The sequence below is a fragment of the Agrobacterium sp. GW821-FHT02D03 genome (genome assembly GCF_059421725.1).
Genome location: NZ_JBWKVN010000001.1, coordinates 2,604,229 through 2,619,190 on the forward strand (window position 1 = coordinate 2,604,229; position 14,962 = coordinate 2,619,190).

The window sequence follows — 14,962 nt, forward strand, 5'->3', positions numbered from 1 at the left end:
CGGAGATGCCGCCTGTTAACATTGACTAACAATCTGATAATAAATGATATTTTTGGTTTTGGTCGCGGCGAAATTTTGTTGTCAAAACAAACAAAAAAGCCGCGCTGGAGCGCGGCTTTTATCGTTGAAGCGGAAGCGATTAGCCTCTGAAGAGCGAAAGCAGCTGCTGAGAACCGGAGTTCGCGATCGACAGCGACTGGACGGCCAGCTGCTGCTGGGTCTGAAGTGCCGAGAGACGCGCAGATTCTTCTTCCATGTCTGCATCGACCAGACGGCTGACGCCGGACTTGATGGCGTCAGAGAGCTTGCTGGAGAAGCTGTCCTGCATGTCGATGCGGGTCTTCAGTGCACCAAGTGCTGCAGCGCCGTCCGTAAGGCTATCAAGAGAGGTCTGAACCGTGTTCAGGAAGGTGTCGATCTGGCCCTGCGTGGTTACGCTGGTCAGTTCGATGGTCATGATGGCGCCCAGAATACCGCCGCTACCAACACCGCTCGCGATGGTGGAGAACATGGCGTAGCTGCCAGCCTGGAACTCGGCCGTGTTGACCTTGACCGTGCCATCCTCTTTACGGATGAAGCCATCGACAACCGTCGTCTTGGTGTCGTTGACCATCCAGTTTTCGCCGTTGAAGGATGCAGCCTGGCCGATCGCCGTCAGCTGTTCCTGAAGCTTGTCGATTTCAAGCTGGACCTGCTTCTTGTCGACGGAGCTTTCGCTTGCGGTCGTGAGCTTTGCCTTGATTTCGTTGACGACGTCGATCGCGCTATCCATTGCAGCATAGGCGGTATCGACCTTTGCAGCGCCGACGCCGAGAGCGTCCGTCGCAGCGCCAAGCGCCTTGTTGTCGGACTTCATGGTCGTGGAAATGGACCAGTAGGCGACGTTGTCAGATGCCTGTCCTACGCGAAGGCCAGAGGAAACGCTGCTTTGGGTATCCTTCATATCCGAGTTGATCGAACGCAGAGTCTGCAATGCGGACATCGCGGAGATATTGGTCAGAATGCTGGTCATAAACTGCCCCTTTGGCAAGTATAGGGAAGGGACATTCCGGTTTCACCGGTTAAACGACGTATAGCTTCATGCTCGCTGAGCCAATCCATTAACGCTCCAGCCGTCGTTTTGATGGATTCATCTAAAGCTATTAAGGTTAACACCGATATAATATTGAATTAACAGATAGTAAAATTTGAAATTAATTGGTTAATACTTCTTAACGGAGGTTAATAAAAAGAAAAGGCCAGGTCTTTCGACCTGGCCTCTTTAACATTTTCTTTACCGATTGGCTTAACGGAAGAGCGACAGAATGCTCTGCGAGCTGTTGTTGGCAATCGAGAGCGACTGCACTGCGAGCTGCTGCTGTGTCTGCAAGGACGCCAAACGAGCGGACTCTTCTTCCATGTCGGCGTCTACCAGCTTGCTGACGCCAGCCTTCATGGCATCGCTGATCTTGCTGGCGAACTTGTCCTGAAGATCGATACGCGTGGACATGGCGCCAAGGGCCGCCGCACCCTTCGTCAGTTCCTTCAGAGCGGTTTCGACGGTAGAAAGGTAGGTGTCGATCTTGCCCTGTGTCGCTGCGCTGGTGAGTTCGATGGTCATGACGGCGCTGAGAATGCCGCCGCTACCAACGCCGCTCGCGATGGTCGAGAACATGGCATAGCTGCCAGCCTGGAACTCGGCGGTGTTGATCTTGACGGTGCCGTCTTCCTTGCGGGTAAAGCCATCGACCACGGTCGTCTTGGTGGAGGTGACCATCCAGTTTTCGCCGTTGAAGGATGCAGCCTGGCCAATCGCTGTCAGCTGTTCCTGCAGCTTTTCGATTTCGAGGTTGACCTGATCCTTATCGACAGAGCTTTCGCTCGCTGTGACCAGCTTGGACTTGATCTCGTTGACGACGTCGATCGCGCTATCCATTGCGGCGTAAGCCGTGTCGACCTTTGCAGCGCCGACGCCGAGAGCGTCCGTCGCAGCGCCGAGCGCCTTGTTGTCGGACTTCATGGTGGTGGAGATCGACCAGTAGGCAACGTTATCCTTGGCGGACGAAACTTTCAGACCGGTAGAAACGGTGTTCTGTGTGTTCTGCAGCTTGCTGTTGACGTCGCGCAGAGTCTGGAGAGCGTTCGTCGCGCTGGAGTTGAAGTTAATGCTAGACATGATTGCCCCTTTTAACGAGATACATGAGAGGGACATGCCGGATTCCACCGGCGTAAACGGTTCGGCCTCATGCCACTCGGGTCCATTTTCTGAAGGACACCAAACCCGTCACGTGAGGATGAAAATGACCCTCAACGATTGCCAACTTCTTAATTTGAACGATCGAATCCCCCCTTCCCGGACCTATGGTTAACCCCGTGTGAAAGCCTTTCCTCAGACTGGGAAAGCCATGTGAAGGTGTCCCGTTTCGAGCAAGGTTCATCCTGTAGCGTTTGGTGAATTTTTCTATCGCCGCAGATCGGCCGCGCCCCAAAAAGACCTGCCGAGCAAGAGGACGCAACGTATCCATGTTAAACGAAATCAGCTATTCAGCCGCCTCCAAGCACTTCAAGACAGGGCGCTACACAGACGCGCTGAGGACGTTGAACCGGCTGATCGACATCAACCGTGATGCGCGCACCTATGCCCTGCTTGCCAAAACGCTGCTGCAACTCGGACTGAAAGAACAGGCCGCCACGTCCTACGAACTTGCCTATCAGCAAAACGGGCTGGATGCAGAGACCTATCTGGTTGAAAGCATCAAGCTCTTCTACGAGTGCGACCAGAAGGACAGGGCACTCGCCCTTTCCAACAAGCTCATTCACCGTTTTCACAAACATCCCGATATTGCCTATATCGTCGGTTCGCTGTTGATCGAACGTGGCGAAAATCGTATCGCCCGCACGCTGAAAAGCATCCTGATGAAAAGCGAGGATATCGAGCACATCAAACTCGGTGCGCGTATCGCCATCACGACATGGGATCTTTTCGATCCAAGCGACATCGAAACGGCGCGCGTTCTGTTGTCAAAACTGCCGCGCAACAACCCGGTTCGTCTCATGTATCTGGTGTTCAGTCGTGAACACAGCAAGTTCGACAATATCGAGAAACATCAGCCGATCATCGATGCCGCTGTTGCTGCAGGCGATACGTCCTTCGTTTCGCTCGACGGCACCTTCTTCAATCTTCACTGGAGCGGCGACGAGTACATCAATCAACTGGCGCGCTCGAACACGCCGGTCTTCACCCCCGACATAAAAGAGCGCCGTCGCGCGATGCCGCATGAATGGGGCAAGAAGATCCGCATCGGTTATCTTTCCTCGGACTTCTTCGACAAGCACGCGACGATGAAGCTGATCCGCCGGGTCCTGGAATTGCATGACCGCGATCGTTTCGAAGTCACGCTCTTCTGCCACTCCGATCCTAAGCTTCTTGGTACGAACGAGGCCGATCGCAGCCTCTGGGGCGATGTCGTCACCATCCGCGACATGACGGATGAACAGGCGCATGCGGAGATGCGGTCACGCAACATAGACATCATGGTGGACCTGAAGGGTCACACTGCCGGCAACCGCACTGCAATCCTGAACATGGGCGCCGCCCCCCTTCAGGTGGCATGGATCGGCTTCCCGGGCTCGGTCGTCAATATCGATCTGGATTATGCCGTCGGCGACCACTATGTGCTGCCGGACAGCTCGAAGCCCTTCTATCACGAGAAGTTCGTGCGCTTACCCGAGACCTATCAGCCGAACGATCCGGTCAATCGCCCCCTGGCAAAACAGGTGACGCGCGCAGAAGTCGGGCTGCCTGAAGACGCCTTTGTCTTTGCCTCTTTCAACGCCAACCGCAAGATCACGCCGCGCGTGATGGATTTGTGGTGCGATATCCTGAAAAAGGTGCCAGACAGCGTCATCTGGGTGCTGCATAACAGCCAGGTCAGCGCCGTGAACATCATGAAGAAGTTCAATGAGAACGGTATCCCCGCCAAGCGCGTCTTCCTGATGGGCAAGTTGGACTTCGAGCTTCACCTCAATCGTATCACAGCCGCCGATCTCGGTCTCGATACCTTCCCGGTGAATGGCCATACGACGACTTCGGAACAGCTCTGGTCAGGCCTGCCTGTGCTCACCGTCAAGGGAACGAACTTCGCTTCGCGCGTCAGCGAAAGTCTGTTGAATGCCATCGGCACTCCAGAACTCGTGGCTGAGGACGAAGAGGACTATGTGAACCAGGCAGTCTTCTATGCCCAGAATCCCGATCGCCTCAAAGAGGTCCGCGAGCGGGTCGCGTCAAATCGCTTCGTCACGCCGCTCTTCGATGCGGAGCGCTTCTGCCGTCACCTCGAGAGTGCTTATGAGATGATGGTCGAGCGCGCCAAGCAGGGGGCTGAACCGGATCATTTCGATGTTCCCGCGCTTCCAAAGCGCGACGGCCCCTTCCTCGAACGATAATGCCGAACACGAAAAAGGCCGCCTCGAAAGAAGCGGCCTTCTTTTATGTGATCTTAAAAGATCCGTCTTCTCTCATGCGAGTAGGCTGCCGGTGTCAACGGCGCTCCATCTTCTGTAGATTGACGAACTGTACTTTCCGGCGATCGGTCGATCTGCGTTCCGATGTTGTCAGACGATCTTTGTCGTCCGTCGCCTCCGACGTTATTCGGAGTAAAGCTCGCCGGCAGACGTCACGATCTTCCATCGTCCATCCACTTTGGTCATTGAGAGAAGCTTGCTCTCATCTGGCAGGACCGAGCCAATCTGCACCAGGAACATGCCTGACTTGTCCTCGATCAGCGCCCGTCCGTTCGAGACATGCAAGAGCTTGAAGTTCACGCCACCCGGGAAGGGCTGCTGCACCGCTGAACTGTCTGAAATGATATCCTTGTCGATAGCGGGAACCGTCGCGGTAATGACGTTATCAACGACCGCATCCTTCGGCTCGATGGCGGCGGAGTCATCGCCATGGGGAATGACCGCCTCCCCACCGCCGCCGCCGCGTTGTGGGACGTTCATCAACGCTTCCCAACCCCGGCCGCTCATGCCGAATTTCTCCGGGTTGAGGAACACGTACCAGGGGAGCGCCGCTGCCGCTGCTGCAACGGCAATAAGCCCGCCCGTCAGAACCCGATCGAATTGTCTGGCGGCATCGGCCGCGGTGGTGGTCTTGTCGCGCTTTTTGAACTTCATGATCAGGGTCCTCGCCGCTGTGCAGCCGCCTGGTTGTTAACGGGCGCATTTCTCAGCGCGTTTGCCAGTTCTGCGTAGGCGTCGATCACCGTCGGATCGCCTGGAGACTGCTTGAGAACTTCATAGACAAAGGGCACCTGCTTGACCGCCATATCGAGTTCGGCATCGACGCCCGGCCGATACCCGCCGATGAGGCGCAGATCCTTTGTTTCCTCGAAATTGTGAATGAGCGATTTCAGCCGCGAGACCAGCTTCTGCTGATCGGGCGTCCAGGCCTTGTGGGAAAGACGCGAGATGGATGCCAGCGGATTGATCGGCGGATAACGCCCCTCATCGGCGAGCGAGCGATCAAGCACGATGTGACCGTCGAGAATGCCGCGGGTGGAGTCCGCAATCGGATCGTTGTGATTGTCGCCATCGACCAGGATCGAGATGATGGCGGTGACCGTTCCTGTCCCCTCCTCGCCTGGCCCTGCCCGTTCCAGAAGCTTTGGAAGTTCGGTGAAGACAGAAGCCGGATATCCACGCGCGATCGGCGGCTCGCCGGCAGCGATCGCCACCTCGCGGATGGCATGGGCAAAACGGGTGATGCTGTCGGCAATGAAGAGGACATTCTCGCCCTTGTCACGAAAATGCTCGGCAATGGTCATCGCCACGAGCGGCGCCATCTTTCGCAGCATCGGGCTTTCATCGCTGGTGGCGACGACGGCTATGGACTTCCTCATATTGTCGCCGAGCGTGTCTTCGATGAATTCGCGAACTTCACGACCGCGTTCGCCGACCAGCGCGATGACCACCTTGTCGAAGGCATCCGCCTTGGCAAGCATGGAGAGCAAGGTGGATTTACCCACGCCCGATCCGGCAAAGACACCGAGACGCTGACCCAGACACAGCGGAGTGAAAATATCGATAGCCTTCACCCCGGTCCGGAAGCCGGAAATGACGCGGCTTCGGCTCATGGACGGTGGGGGCAAGGCCATGACGGAGCGCTTGCGCGCACCTTTCATCAGGGGGCCCTTACCATCGATCGGTTTGCACAGCGAATTGATGGTGCGACCGCACCAGCTATCGTCGGGTTGAACACGAAATTCGCCCTCTCGCAGCACGACGTCGTTGACGCCGATCGGCTCGCCAGGTTCGATGGGGCAGACATAGATGAGGTCCGGTTCGACGCGCACCACCTCGCCCAGATGCAGGCCCGTCGCGCTTTTGTGTACGACAAACTCGCCAAGCCGCACATGTTCCGAAAGCCCATTGACCGTGTAGTGCCCGGCAGCGATGGTGCGCACACGCCCACCATGCGAAACGGGCGCGCCAGAGGCCAGTTGAGCGGCCGCGATCTGCGCGAGGGCATCCAGTTTGTGAAACGGCGAAGGCTGCGGTTGGCTATCCATTGGGGTTCATGCCGATTACTGACCGCCGCCCAGCGTCCGCAGCGCCTGGGACAGGTTTTCCTCGGTCGATTTCATCATCGACGAAATGCCTTCAAAGGCCCGATTGACCTGAATAAGCTGCGTCATCTGCGAGACGCCGTTGATGTTGGAGGATTCCAGAAAGCCCTGCACGACACCGGCGCGATCTGCATCCACGACTGGCTGTGGCGCCTGAGAGAAGATCACGCCGCTGTTTTCATAGCGAACGAAACCCTTTCTAGCGTCGGCGGTGAACAAGCCGATCTGGCCCATCGTCCTGCCATTCTGGGTAATACGACCGTCCGAGCCGACCGTTGGCTCACCTGCAGCGAGATTGAGCTGGATCGGCGCACCGCCCGGATCGAGAACCGGATATCCCTTGGTCGAAATCAGTTCGCCCGTCGTCGACATGGAGAAGCGGCCATCGCGTGTGAGGACCTGACCCGACGGCGTATTGATGGCGAACCATGCATCGCCCTTGACGGCAAAATCGAAGGGGTTTCCTGTCCGCTCGACTTCGCCATTGACGGTCGACAGATAGTCGTTGCCCTGCGTCACGAAGGCGATATTGGCACGCAAATCGTTCTTCGTCTCCGCCATAACCTGGTTGAACTTCACCTCGGTGCCACGAAAGCCGACCGTATTCATATTGGCGATGTTATCCGCGATGGTCGTCAGGCGGCGTTCCAAGGCGATCTGGGACGAAATACCAACATAGATACCAGATTGCATGTCGTTCTCCTGTTCGGACTTCCAGCCAAGGACGTGCGGCGAAACTCGGCGCATCATGGCTTCAAGACCTAGAGGGGTTTGCTTGCGCGAAACTTTTGGGTGCGGCTCTGCGACCGGCCTGCAAAGAATGAGCAGCGCTAAAGATGCCAGAGCGCCACACCATGACGCGATGACGTTTCAGACAATGTGGTCCATGTGGCGAAACACCTCAAAGCCAGCCTCGCGCAAGGCATGATGCCTAACCATTCAGGAGGAAAATTGGCTGCAGGTGTGAGCGTCAGATGAATATCGTTATTGGACTGGTTATTACTTTCGGCTGTATTCTCGGCGGCTTCATGGCCATGGGCGGCCATCTGGACGTCCTTGTTCAGCCGTTCGAGCTCGTGATCATCGGCGGTGCGGGTCTCGGCGGCTTCATCATGTCCAACCCGATGAAGGTGGTGAAGGATTCGGGCAAGGCACTTGGCGAAGCCTTTAAATTTGCGGTGCCGAAGGAACGTCACTATCTCGACGTGCTCGGCGTTCTCTACGGGTTGATGCGCGATCTGCGCACGAAGTCGCGCAACGAGATCGAAGCCCACATCGACAATCCGGAAGAATCCTCCATTTTCCAGACGGCGCCGTCGGTTCTCAAGAACAAGGAACTGACAGCCTTCATCTGCGACTATGTCCGCCTGATCATCATCGGCAACGCCCGCAGCCATGAGATCGAAGCGCTGATGGACGAGGAAATCGAAACGATCCTTTACGATAAGCTGAAGCCGTACAACGCGATCACCGCGATGGGCGACTCCTTTCCGGCCATCGGTATCGTCGCGGCCGTTCTCGGTGTTATCAAGGCGATGGGTAAGATCAACGAGCCGCCTGCGGTTCTCGGTGGCCTGATCGGTGCCGCACTCGTGGGTACCATGCTCGGGATTCTGCTTTCCTATTCGATCTGTAACCCTCTTGCCTCTCAGGTGAAAATCGTCCGCTCGAAGCAGCACAGACTGTATGTCATCGTGAAGCAGACCCTGATCGCCTATATGAACGGCTCGGTTCCGCAGGTCGCGCTGGAATACGGACGAAAGACGATTTCCGGTTACGAGCGTCCGTCCATCGACGCGGTCGAGCAGGAAATGATGAACCCTGGCGGCGACCAGAAGGCGGCTTGATATGGCGATTGCTGCGGACCACAGCTCTTCCTTGGGAATGGAACCCTCCTTGCTCGCCAAGCTCACCGGTGGGCTTGGTGACAGCAAGACGGTCACCAAGATCGGCAACGAGATTGGCCAGGTCTATGGCACATTCCTTCCCGATGTTTTTCACAGCCAGACCGGCATCACCATCGAGGTGGATTATGAGGCTTGCGAATCCGGCCTCATGACCGATCTCATTGCGAAGCTCGGCAAGGATTATGCTGTCGCGGATTGTTCGCTTCGCAACTGGTGCAACAACTTCATGCTGGGTGTCGGCAACGCTTTCGTCATGGCTTTGATGGAGCGCATGCTGGGGGCTGCTCCCGATACGATCATGGAACCGGAAGTCCGCGCTCTGTCGGCGATCGAGCTCGATCTTGCAGCTCTGATCCTCGACCGAATCGCTGGCGTGCTGCGCTCTGCGGTCAACGCGCCCGGTGGCTTCGAAGTGACGATCGAGCCACCCTTCAATGCAACCGGAAAGAGCACCTATGAGGAGGCCATGTTCGGCCAATTCGGCATGCTGATCCGGTCGACGATCACAATCGGCAAGGTGACCTCAGAATTTGCGCTGATTATTCCTCAGCGCACCCTTCTCAAGACGAAGATCGTCACGCCGAAGCCTTCGGCTGGAGCCTTGAAGAAGCAAGAAGAGTGGATGGAGATGATTTCCGAGCAGGTCAAGCGTTCCCAGGTGACGCTTGAGGCGAAAATCAGACTGCAGACACTGACACTGAAGACGATATCACGACTCGTGGAAGGAGACGTCATTCCTTTCCGGGACGCGAAGCAGGATGATATCTGCGTCGAAGTAAGCGCAAACGGAGCAAAAATGTACAATTGCGAGTTTGGGCGAGCCGGGGACCGCTACACGGTTCGGGTCAAGAACAACGTCTCTACGGATGACGAAATCCTAAGACACCTGATGGGTTGAGATCGCTCAATACTACCTTAGGTTTTAGGCAGGCTGACGCAAGTTTCAAAAGGAATAATTATCGCATGGCTACGAAAAAGACCCCTGTAACCGACGACGACCTGATGCCTTCGCTCGATGACACGGGCGAACTGGATCAGGCTATCGGTGGGCTGCGCGACGTCTTGAAAAGCGACGCGGATGGTTCGCTCTCCAGCTTCGGCGATTTCGGCGACTTTGATGGCGCCGCTGCAAGCCCGCTGGGCGATGACCTCGACGCGTTTGGCTTTGACGCGGGCGCAACCGCTTCCGCAGCGCCGCTTGGCAGCGGACTGGCGGATAATCTGGACCTGATCATGGACATCCCGATCGATGTCCAGATCGTTTTGGGAACCAGCCGCATGCTGGTATCAGGCCTGATGGGCCTGGAAGAGGGAGCAACAATTGCGCTCGATCGACGAATCGGCGAACCTGTTGAGATCATGGTGAACGGTCGTTGCATTGCACGCGGCGAGATTACCGTTCTGGAAGACGACGATACACGTTTCGGTGTGAAGCTGATCGAAGTGCTGAGTACTAAGAAGACCTGATCCCTGTGGGGACGGAGAGGAAAGACCATGATGGACTTTGAGGATTTCGGTAACCCGGTCTTAGGGAAACCGTTGTCTCAGGCTGAAAAGGCTGCCGCCGTGCTCCTGGCAATGGGCAAGGGCGTGGCTGGAAAACTGTTGAAGTTTTTCACCCAGGCCGAGCTTCAGACCATCATCAATTCCGCTCAGACTCTCCGTGTCATCCCTCCGGACGAACTTGCCCAGATCGTTGCCGAGTTCGAGGACCTCTTCACCGAGGGAACCGGTCTCATGGACAATGCCAAGGCGATCGAAGCCATCCTCGAAGAAGGACTCACGCCAGACGAAGTGGACGGCCTTCTTGGCCGTCGTGCGGCGTTCCAGGCATTCGAGACATCTATCTGGGATCAGCTGCAGGATTCCGATCCGCAGTTCATCGGCAAGTATGTGATGCGCGAGCATCCGCAGACGATCGCCTATATCCTTTCGATGCTGCCCTCCTCCTTCGGTGCCAAGGTTCTGCTGACCATTCCCGACGAACAGCGTGCGGACATCATGAACCGTACGGTGAACATGAAGGAAGTCAGCCCGACTGCCGCGCAGATCATCGAAAAGCGCGTTTTGGCGCTCATCGCCGAAGTCGAGGCAGAACGCAACGCGACCGGCTCCATCAAGGTCGCAGACCTGATGAACGAACTGGAGAAGCCCCAGGTCGATACCCTTCTCAGCTCGCTCGAAACCCTCAGCCGGGAATCGGCGAACAAGGTCAAGCCGAAGATCTTCCTCTTCGAAGACCTCATGTACATGCCGCAGCGCAGCCGTGTTACGCTCCTCAGCGATATTACCAGCGATGTACTCACCATGGCGCTGCGCGGCGCCACGACGGAAATCAAGGAATGCGTGCTGTCGAGCATCAGCCCACGCCAGCGCCGCATGATCGAGTCCGACCTTTCTGCCGGCGGTCCGAACATCAACACCCGCGAAGTTGCAGTGGCACGCCGCACCGTGGCGCAGGAAGCCATTCGCATGGCCAATTCCGGTCAGATCGTCCTCAAGGAAGCTGCTCCAGCCGAGGGTGAGCCAGCGGCGGCATAAGCTTCGCAGTTGATAACACTTGCTGCAGGACGCTGCCGTCTTGCAGGTCGCCTCCCAAAACTGTACCTTCTTTCGTAGACCTGCCAGGACAAGGCGGGTTTTTTCAGTTTGGGCGTCCCGCGATCTTTATGTTCGCGTCTGACGTTCAAGTCTTTGTCTTAACGCATTCCGTTATCGCAAAACCGCTGAAGATTTTGCGCGATATGCCTTAGGGAGGTCTTGCCTTGGCAGACGACGACAAAGACAGCAAAACAGAAGAACCATCAGAGAAAAAACTTCGCGACGCGGTCGAGAAGGGTAATGTCCCCGCGTCAACGGAAGCGTCTCTGTTTGCGTCTTCGCTCGCTTTCTACGTTTATCTCGTTTTCTTTGCGCCGGATGGCGCAAGGCGCCTCGGCGAATCCCTGAAGGACGTGATCGAGCGGCCCGAACAGTGGCGCCTGAATACGGCAGGCGATCTCGTGTCCCTCGGCCTCCACCTCGCAAAAGAAGCTGGCTCGCTGCTTCTGCCAGCGGCGATCATGTTCATCATTTTCGGCCTCGGCCAGTCTTTCGCTCAGAACCTTCCGCAATTCGTTCTCGATCGAATCACCCCGAAGGCCGAGCGGATCTCGCCCGTAAAAGGCTTTAAGCGAATCTACAGCGTCGACGGTCTGGTGATGTTCGGCAAATCGCTGTTCAAGGTCGCCATCGTCGCCATCATCATGACAATGGTGTTGAAGGGAGATTACTTCAGGCTTCTCAACGCGCTCAACACCGACCCGCAAATGATCGTTCCGACAGGCTACGAAGCGTTGAAGAAGATGATGATCGTCATTCTCTTTTCGACGGGCATCCTCGCGGTCGCCGACTATTTCTGGACCAATCATCGCTGGTACAGCAACCTCAGAATGACCAAGCAGGAAGTCAAGGACGAACACAAGCAGTCCCAGGGCGACCCTGTCGTCAAGGCCCGCCAGCGCTCGATTGCGCGCGATCGCGCCCGCCGCCGCATGATCGACAGCGTTCCAAGAGCCACCCTCATCATCACCAACCCGACCCACTATGCCGTCGCGTTACGCTATGTGAAGGAAGAGAGCGATGCGCCGATCGTCGTCGCAAAGGGTCAGGATCTGATTGCTCTGCGCATCAGAGAGATCGCCACGGAACACAATATACCAATTTTTGAGGACCCACCGCTCGCTCGCTCCATGTTTGCGCAAGTCTCGGTCGATAGCGTCATTCCGTCAGTATTTTATAAGGCTGTGGCGGAACTCATTCACAAGGTTTACGCCGCACGTCAGAACAAAAGACGGGTAAACTGATCGATATGAAAAAATGCCCATATTCGGCTCAACGAGAAGAGATAGTTGCACGCGCAATCGGTCCCGTAGCGGCCGAGCTTCGTCTGATTGACGCTGCTGATCTGATATCTCTTTTAAAGTTTGAATATTACAACAGCTTGTCGGATCTCGTGGATTCGGCGGCCGAACTCTACTTCCACCCGGGTACTGTTCACTTCGGCATCGGGGGCGACTACACGCTTGACTGGGACACCTATCCTGAGATCACGCTCGATCTCGAGATCAAGCCGAAAGGTGTCACGATCTATGCGCAGTTGATGCTCGGCAAGGACCATGCCGGCGTCAATATCAACTACATCAACTTCCAGAATCCCTCCACCGATCCGAACGAGAATACCGCTTTCCTGGCCGATAGCCTGCGCTACGCCACCTTCTACAAGAATGCGGACTCCGCTGCGATGAATGCAGCGCACTAAAATCCTGACCGTTACACCCGTATAGTATTTTCATCCTCAGACGACAGAAGAGGTGCATGGGACAATGCGCCTCTTTTGTCCTGTGTAATAGAGCGTTGTGCGTCGTTGGACCGCACAAAGGATGAATCTTGCTTTTTGATTCTAAACATCGTCCCAAACATCGATTTCGATGTCCGGGACGATGCTGTAATCGAGGTTGCGGGTCGTTAACTCAGGCGTGAAAACCTCACGCTGACTTCTTCAAGATGTAGTCCGACAGTCTCTCTGCGGCATCGGCAATCTGCGCTGGATCGCGCAGGAAGCAGGCGCGCAGGAAGAGTTCTCCGCCCGCGCCAAATGCGTTGCCCGGCGCCAGTCCAACGCCGACCTTGTCGACGATGTCAAAGGCCGCCGCGCGCGTATCCGTCACGCCATCGATCTTCAGGAATGCGTAAAGCGCGCCATCCGGCTTGAGGGTTTCAACCCGATTGGTGGCAATCAGCGCATCGCAGAGAATGTCGCGAGACTGTGCGGCGCGGGCAAAATTCTTCGCCAGGAAATCATCGCCATGGTCAAGTGCTGCAATTGCGCCGCGCTGCATGAACTGCGCAACACCCGACGTGGAATACTGGATCAGGTTTTCGATCACCTGCCCGATTTCCGGTGGGGCCACCAGCCACCCGACGCGCCAACCGGTCATCGACCAATTCTTGGAAAAGGAATTAGCGAAGATGATTCGGTCGCCCTCTTCCATGATGTCGAGGAAGGATGGCGCGCGGCCACCTGCATAGTGATAGAGCGCATAGATCTCGTCGGCCACGATCCACAGACCATGCTTTCTCGCCAGTGCCAGAATATCGCGCAGATTGTTCTCGGTCGCCGTCCAGCCGGTCGGATTGGATGGCGTATTGATGAACAGCACCTTGGTCTTCGGGGTGATGGCGCTTTCGAGTTTGCCGAGATCGATGTCCCATTTGCCCTGGGTGAAGTCGATCCCGACCGGCACGGCCTTGGCACCGGCGATCCCGATCGCGGATACGATGTTCGGCCATGTCGGCGTCAGGTAGATCATTTCATCGCCGGGCGAGGTCAGGGCCTGAACCGCCAGCACGATGGCCTGCATCCCAGATCCGGTGACATAGAAGTGCTCAGGCGACAGCAAAGCGGCGAAATGCCGCTGATAATAGCGGCCAAGTGCGTCGCGAACCTCCGGAATACCGCGCTGCCAGGTGTAAAATGTCTCGCCGGCATTCAGCGCGTCGACGGCGGCCTTCGAGATGAAGTCCGGCGTGGGAAGATCGCCCTCACCCACCCACAGGGGCAGAAGATTTTCGCGGGCGTGGGCGTATTTCTTGACCTCGACGATACCACTTTCCGGCGCTGCCAGAGAGCGGATACTGAGACTGTTCAAAACCGACATAGAAGGCACTCCGTTCGAGTGCCTTCTTAACGCATCGCTTGCACCCTTTGCATGATATTCCGTGAAGAAACCACGGATTTTGCTGATGGGTGGGGACTAACTGGCCTAGACTCGCTGCGTCTTCAACAGATCGCGGATCTCGCTCAGCAGCTTGATATCCTCCGGCGGCGGGGCCGGCGCCTTCTTCTCTTCCAGCTTGTCACGCTCGACGGAGGCGCGGATCTTGTTCACGCCCTTGACCATAAGGAAGATAATCCAGGCCAGGATGAGGAAGTTGATGACGATGGTGATGAAGTTGCCGTAAGCGATAACCGCGCCCTGCTCACGCGCGGCGGCCAGCGATGTGGCGGTTACGGAAGAACTCAGCGGAATGAAGTAGTTCGAGAAATCGAAACCGCCGAAAATCGCGCCGACGAGCGGCATGATCAGGTCGTTGACGACGGAATCGACGATCTTGCTGAACGCCGCACCGATGATGACGCCGACGGCGAGGTCCATGACGTTGCCGCGCGCGATGAATGTCTTGAATTCGTTGAGCATAAAGATGTCCCTCTTGAAGCCCTCTTGCCTGCCGGGACGAGACGCCACCGACGCTCTGACAATAGCAGTCCGGTTGCCATTGTGCAGGTATTATGACGCGCGATCCGTGTATTTCGTTCCATGCATCTGCCGGTTGATTTCCTACCCTGTGCCTGTCTGTTGAACTTTATGCCAATGCGGTGCCAATTCTCATTTCACTGGAAGTGTC

Annotated in this window: 14 protein-coding genes; 7 read left to right on the forward strand and 7 right to left on the reverse strand. The window is 56.4% G+C overall.

What is annotated here, in order from left to right:
• Positions 1-139: 139 nt before the first annotated feature.
• Positions 140-1,012, reverse strand: coding sequence for a flagellin N-terminal helical domain-containing protein (locus AC07U5_RS12440; RefSeq protein WP_111848305.1), 873 nt, complete (start codon positions 1,010-1,012; stop codon positions 140-142).
• A 273-nt stretch (positions 1,013-1,285) separates the two neighbouring features.
• Positions 1,286-2,155 (reverse strand): flagellin N-terminal helical domain-containing protein, encoded by an 870-nt coding sequence (locus AC07U5_RS12445; protein ID WP_062438792.1) that lies wholly within the window; start codon positions 2,153-2,155, stop codon positions 1,286-1,288.
• 347 nt (positions 2,156-2,502) lie between these two features.
• Here AC07U5_RS12445 and AC07U5_RS12450 point away from each other — a divergent pair, with 347 nt between their 5' ends.
• Positions 2,503-4,425 (forward strand): O-linked N-acetylglucosamine transferase, SPINDLY family protein, encoded by a 1,923-nt coding sequence (locus tag AC07U5_RS12450; RefSeq protein WP_494723151.1) that lies wholly within the window; start codon positions 2,503-2,505, stop codon positions 4,423-4,425.
• Positions 4,426-4,626: 201 nt separating this feature from the next.
• Here AC07U5_RS12450 and AC07U5_RS12455 read toward each other — a convergent pair whose 3' ends face one another.
• The 3 genes from AC07U5_RS12455 to flgF are packed head-to-tail and all read right to left on the reverse strand — an operon-like array spanning position 4,627 to position 7,301.
• On the reverse strand, positions 4,627-5,157 hold the full coding sequence (locus AC07U5_RS12455) for a flagellar protein (RefSeq protein ID WP_113178558.1): 531 nt from the start codon (positions 5,155-5,157) through the stop codon (positions 4,627-4,629).
• 2 nt (positions 5,158-5,159) lie between these two features.
• A complete protein-coding gene (fliI, locus tag AC07U5_RS12460; protein WP_082447260.1) occupies positions 5,160-6,551 on the reverse strand; it encodes a flagellar protein export ATPase FliI in 1,392 nt (463 codons plus the stop codon).
• A 15-nt stretch (positions 6,552-6,566) separates the two neighbouring features.
• A complete protein-coding gene (gene flgF, locus AC07U5_RS12465) occupies positions 6,567-7,301 on the reverse strand; it encodes a flagellar basal-body rod protein FlgF (RefSeq protein WP_113227163.1) in 735 nt (244 codons plus the stop codon).
• A 281-nt stretch (positions 7,302-7,582) separates the two neighbouring features.
• Between flgF and motA the strand changes: the two genes are divergently transcribed.
• The 6 genes from motA (at position 7,583) to AC07U5_RS12495 (ending at position 12,815) form a co-directional block, all read left to right on the forward strand.
• The gene (gene motA, locus AC07U5_RS12470; protein WP_062425113.1) at positions 7,583-8,455 is read left to right on the forward strand and encodes a flagellar motor stator protein MotA; all 873 of its coding nucleotides are present in this window, start codon (positions 7,583-7,585) and stop codon (positions 8,453-8,455) included.
• Position 8,456: 1 nt separating this feature from the next.
• Positions 8,457-9,413: a FliM/FliN family flagellar motor switch protein gene (locus AC07U5_RS12475; protein WP_062425112.1), complete on the forward strand. Its 957-nt coding sequence runs from the start codon at positions 8,457-8,459 to the stop codon at positions 9,411-9,413.
• Between the two features lie 65 nt (positions 9,414-9,478).
• Positions 9,479-9,982 (forward strand): flagellar motor switch protein FliN, encoded by a 504-nt coding sequence (fliN, locus tag AC07U5_RS12480; RefSeq protein ID WP_062438808.1) that lies wholly within the window; start codon positions 9,479-9,481, stop codon positions 9,980-9,982.
• A gap of 27 nt (positions 9,983-10,009) precedes the next feature.
• Positions 10,010-11,056, forward strand: a complete 1,047-nt coding sequence (fliG, locus tag AC07U5_RS12485; RefSeq protein WP_062425110.1) for a flagellar motor switch protein FliG — start codon at positions 10,010-10,012, stop codon at positions 11,054-11,056.
• Between the two features lie 224 nt (positions 11,057-11,280).
• Positions 11,281-12,360: a flagellar biosynthesis protein FlhB gene (flhB, locus tag AC07U5_RS12490; protein WP_062425109.1), complete on the forward strand. Its 1,080-nt coding sequence runs from the start codon at positions 11,281-11,283 to the stop codon at positions 12,358-12,360.
• A 5-nt stretch (positions 12,361-12,365) separates the two neighbouring features.
• On the forward strand, positions 12,366-12,815 hold the full coding sequence (locus AC07U5_RS12495; protein WP_062425108.1) for a BspJ family T4SS effector nucleomodulin: 450 nt from the start codon (positions 12,366-12,368) through the stop codon (positions 12,813-12,815).
• Between the two features lie 226 nt (positions 12,816-13,041).
• Here AC07U5_RS12495 and AC07U5_RS12500 read toward each other — a convergent pair whose 3' ends face one another.
• Both AC07U5_RS12500 and mscL read right to left on the reverse strand, forming a co-directional pair.
• The gene (locus AC07U5_RS12500; protein WP_494723152.1) at positions 13,042-14,214 is read right to left on the reverse strand and encodes a pyridoxal phosphate-dependent aminotransferase; all 1,173 of its coding nucleotides are present in this window, start codon (positions 14,212-14,214) and stop codon (positions 13,042-13,044) included.
• 105 nt (positions 14,215-14,319) lie between these two features.
• Positions 14,320-14,754: a large conductance mechanosensitive channel protein MscL gene (gene mscL, locus AC07U5_RS12505; protein ID WP_062425106.1), complete on the reverse strand. Its 435-nt coding sequence runs from the start codon at positions 14,752-14,754 to the stop codon at positions 14,320-14,322.
• Positions 14,755-14,962 lie beyond the last annotated feature (208 nt).

What these genes read in the sequence shown, in the direction of transcription:
- AC07U5_RS12440 (WP_111848305.1), bottom strand. Translation starts at nt 1,012, where the DNA reads ATGACCAGCATTCTGACCAATATCTCCGCGATGTCCGCATTGCAGACT.
- AC07U5_RS12445 (WP_062438792.1), bottom strand. Translation starts at nt 2,155, where the DNA reads ATGTCTAGCATTAACTTCAACTCCAGCGCGACGAACGCTCTCCAGACT.
- AC07U5_RS12450 (WP_494723151.1), top strand. Translation starts at nt 2,503, where the DNA reads ATGTTAAACGAAATCAGCTATTCAGCCGCCTCCAAGCACTTCAAGACA.
- AC07U5_RS12455 (WP_113178558.1), bottom strand. Translation starts at nt 5,157, where the DNA reads ATGAAGTTCAAAAAGCGCGACAAGACCACCACCGCGGCCGATGCCGCC.
- fliI (WP_082447260.1), bottom strand. Translation starts at nt 6,551, where the DNA reads ATGGATAGCCAACCGCAGCCTTCGCCGTTTCACAAACTGGATGCCCTC.
- flgF (WP_113227163.1), bottom strand. Translation starts at nt 7,301, where the DNA reads ATGCAATCTGGTATCTATGTTGGTATTTCGTCCCAGATCGCCTTGGAA.
- motA (WP_062425113.1), top strand. Translation starts at nt 7,583, where the DNA reads ATGAATATCGTTATTGGACTGGTTATTACTTTCGGCTGTATTCTCGGC.
- AC07U5_RS12475 (WP_062425112.1), top strand. Translation starts at nt 8,457, where the DNA reads ATGGCGATTGCTGCGGACCACAGCTCTTCCTTGGGAATGGAACCCTCC.
- fliN (WP_062438808.1), top strand. Translation starts at nt 9,479, where the DNA reads ATGGCTACGAAAAAGACCCCTGTAACCGACGACGACCTGATGCCTTCG.
- fliG (WP_062425110.1), top strand. Translation starts at nt 10,010, where the DNA reads ATGATGGACTTTGAGGATTTCGGTAACCCGGTCTTAGGGAAACCGTTG.
- AC07U5_RS12495 (WP_062425108.1), top strand. Translation starts at nt 12,366, where the DNA reads ATGAAAAAATGCCCATATTCGGCTCAACGAGAAGAGATAGTTGCACGC.
- AC07U5_RS12500 (WP_494723152.1), bottom strand. Translation starts at nt 14,214, where the DNA reads ATGTCGGTTTTGAACAGTCTCAGTATCCGCTCTCTGGCAGCGCCGGAA.
- mscL (WP_062425106.1), bottom strand. Translation starts at nt 14,754, where the DNA reads ATGCTCAACGAATTCAAGACATTCATCGCGCGCGGCAACGTCATGGAC.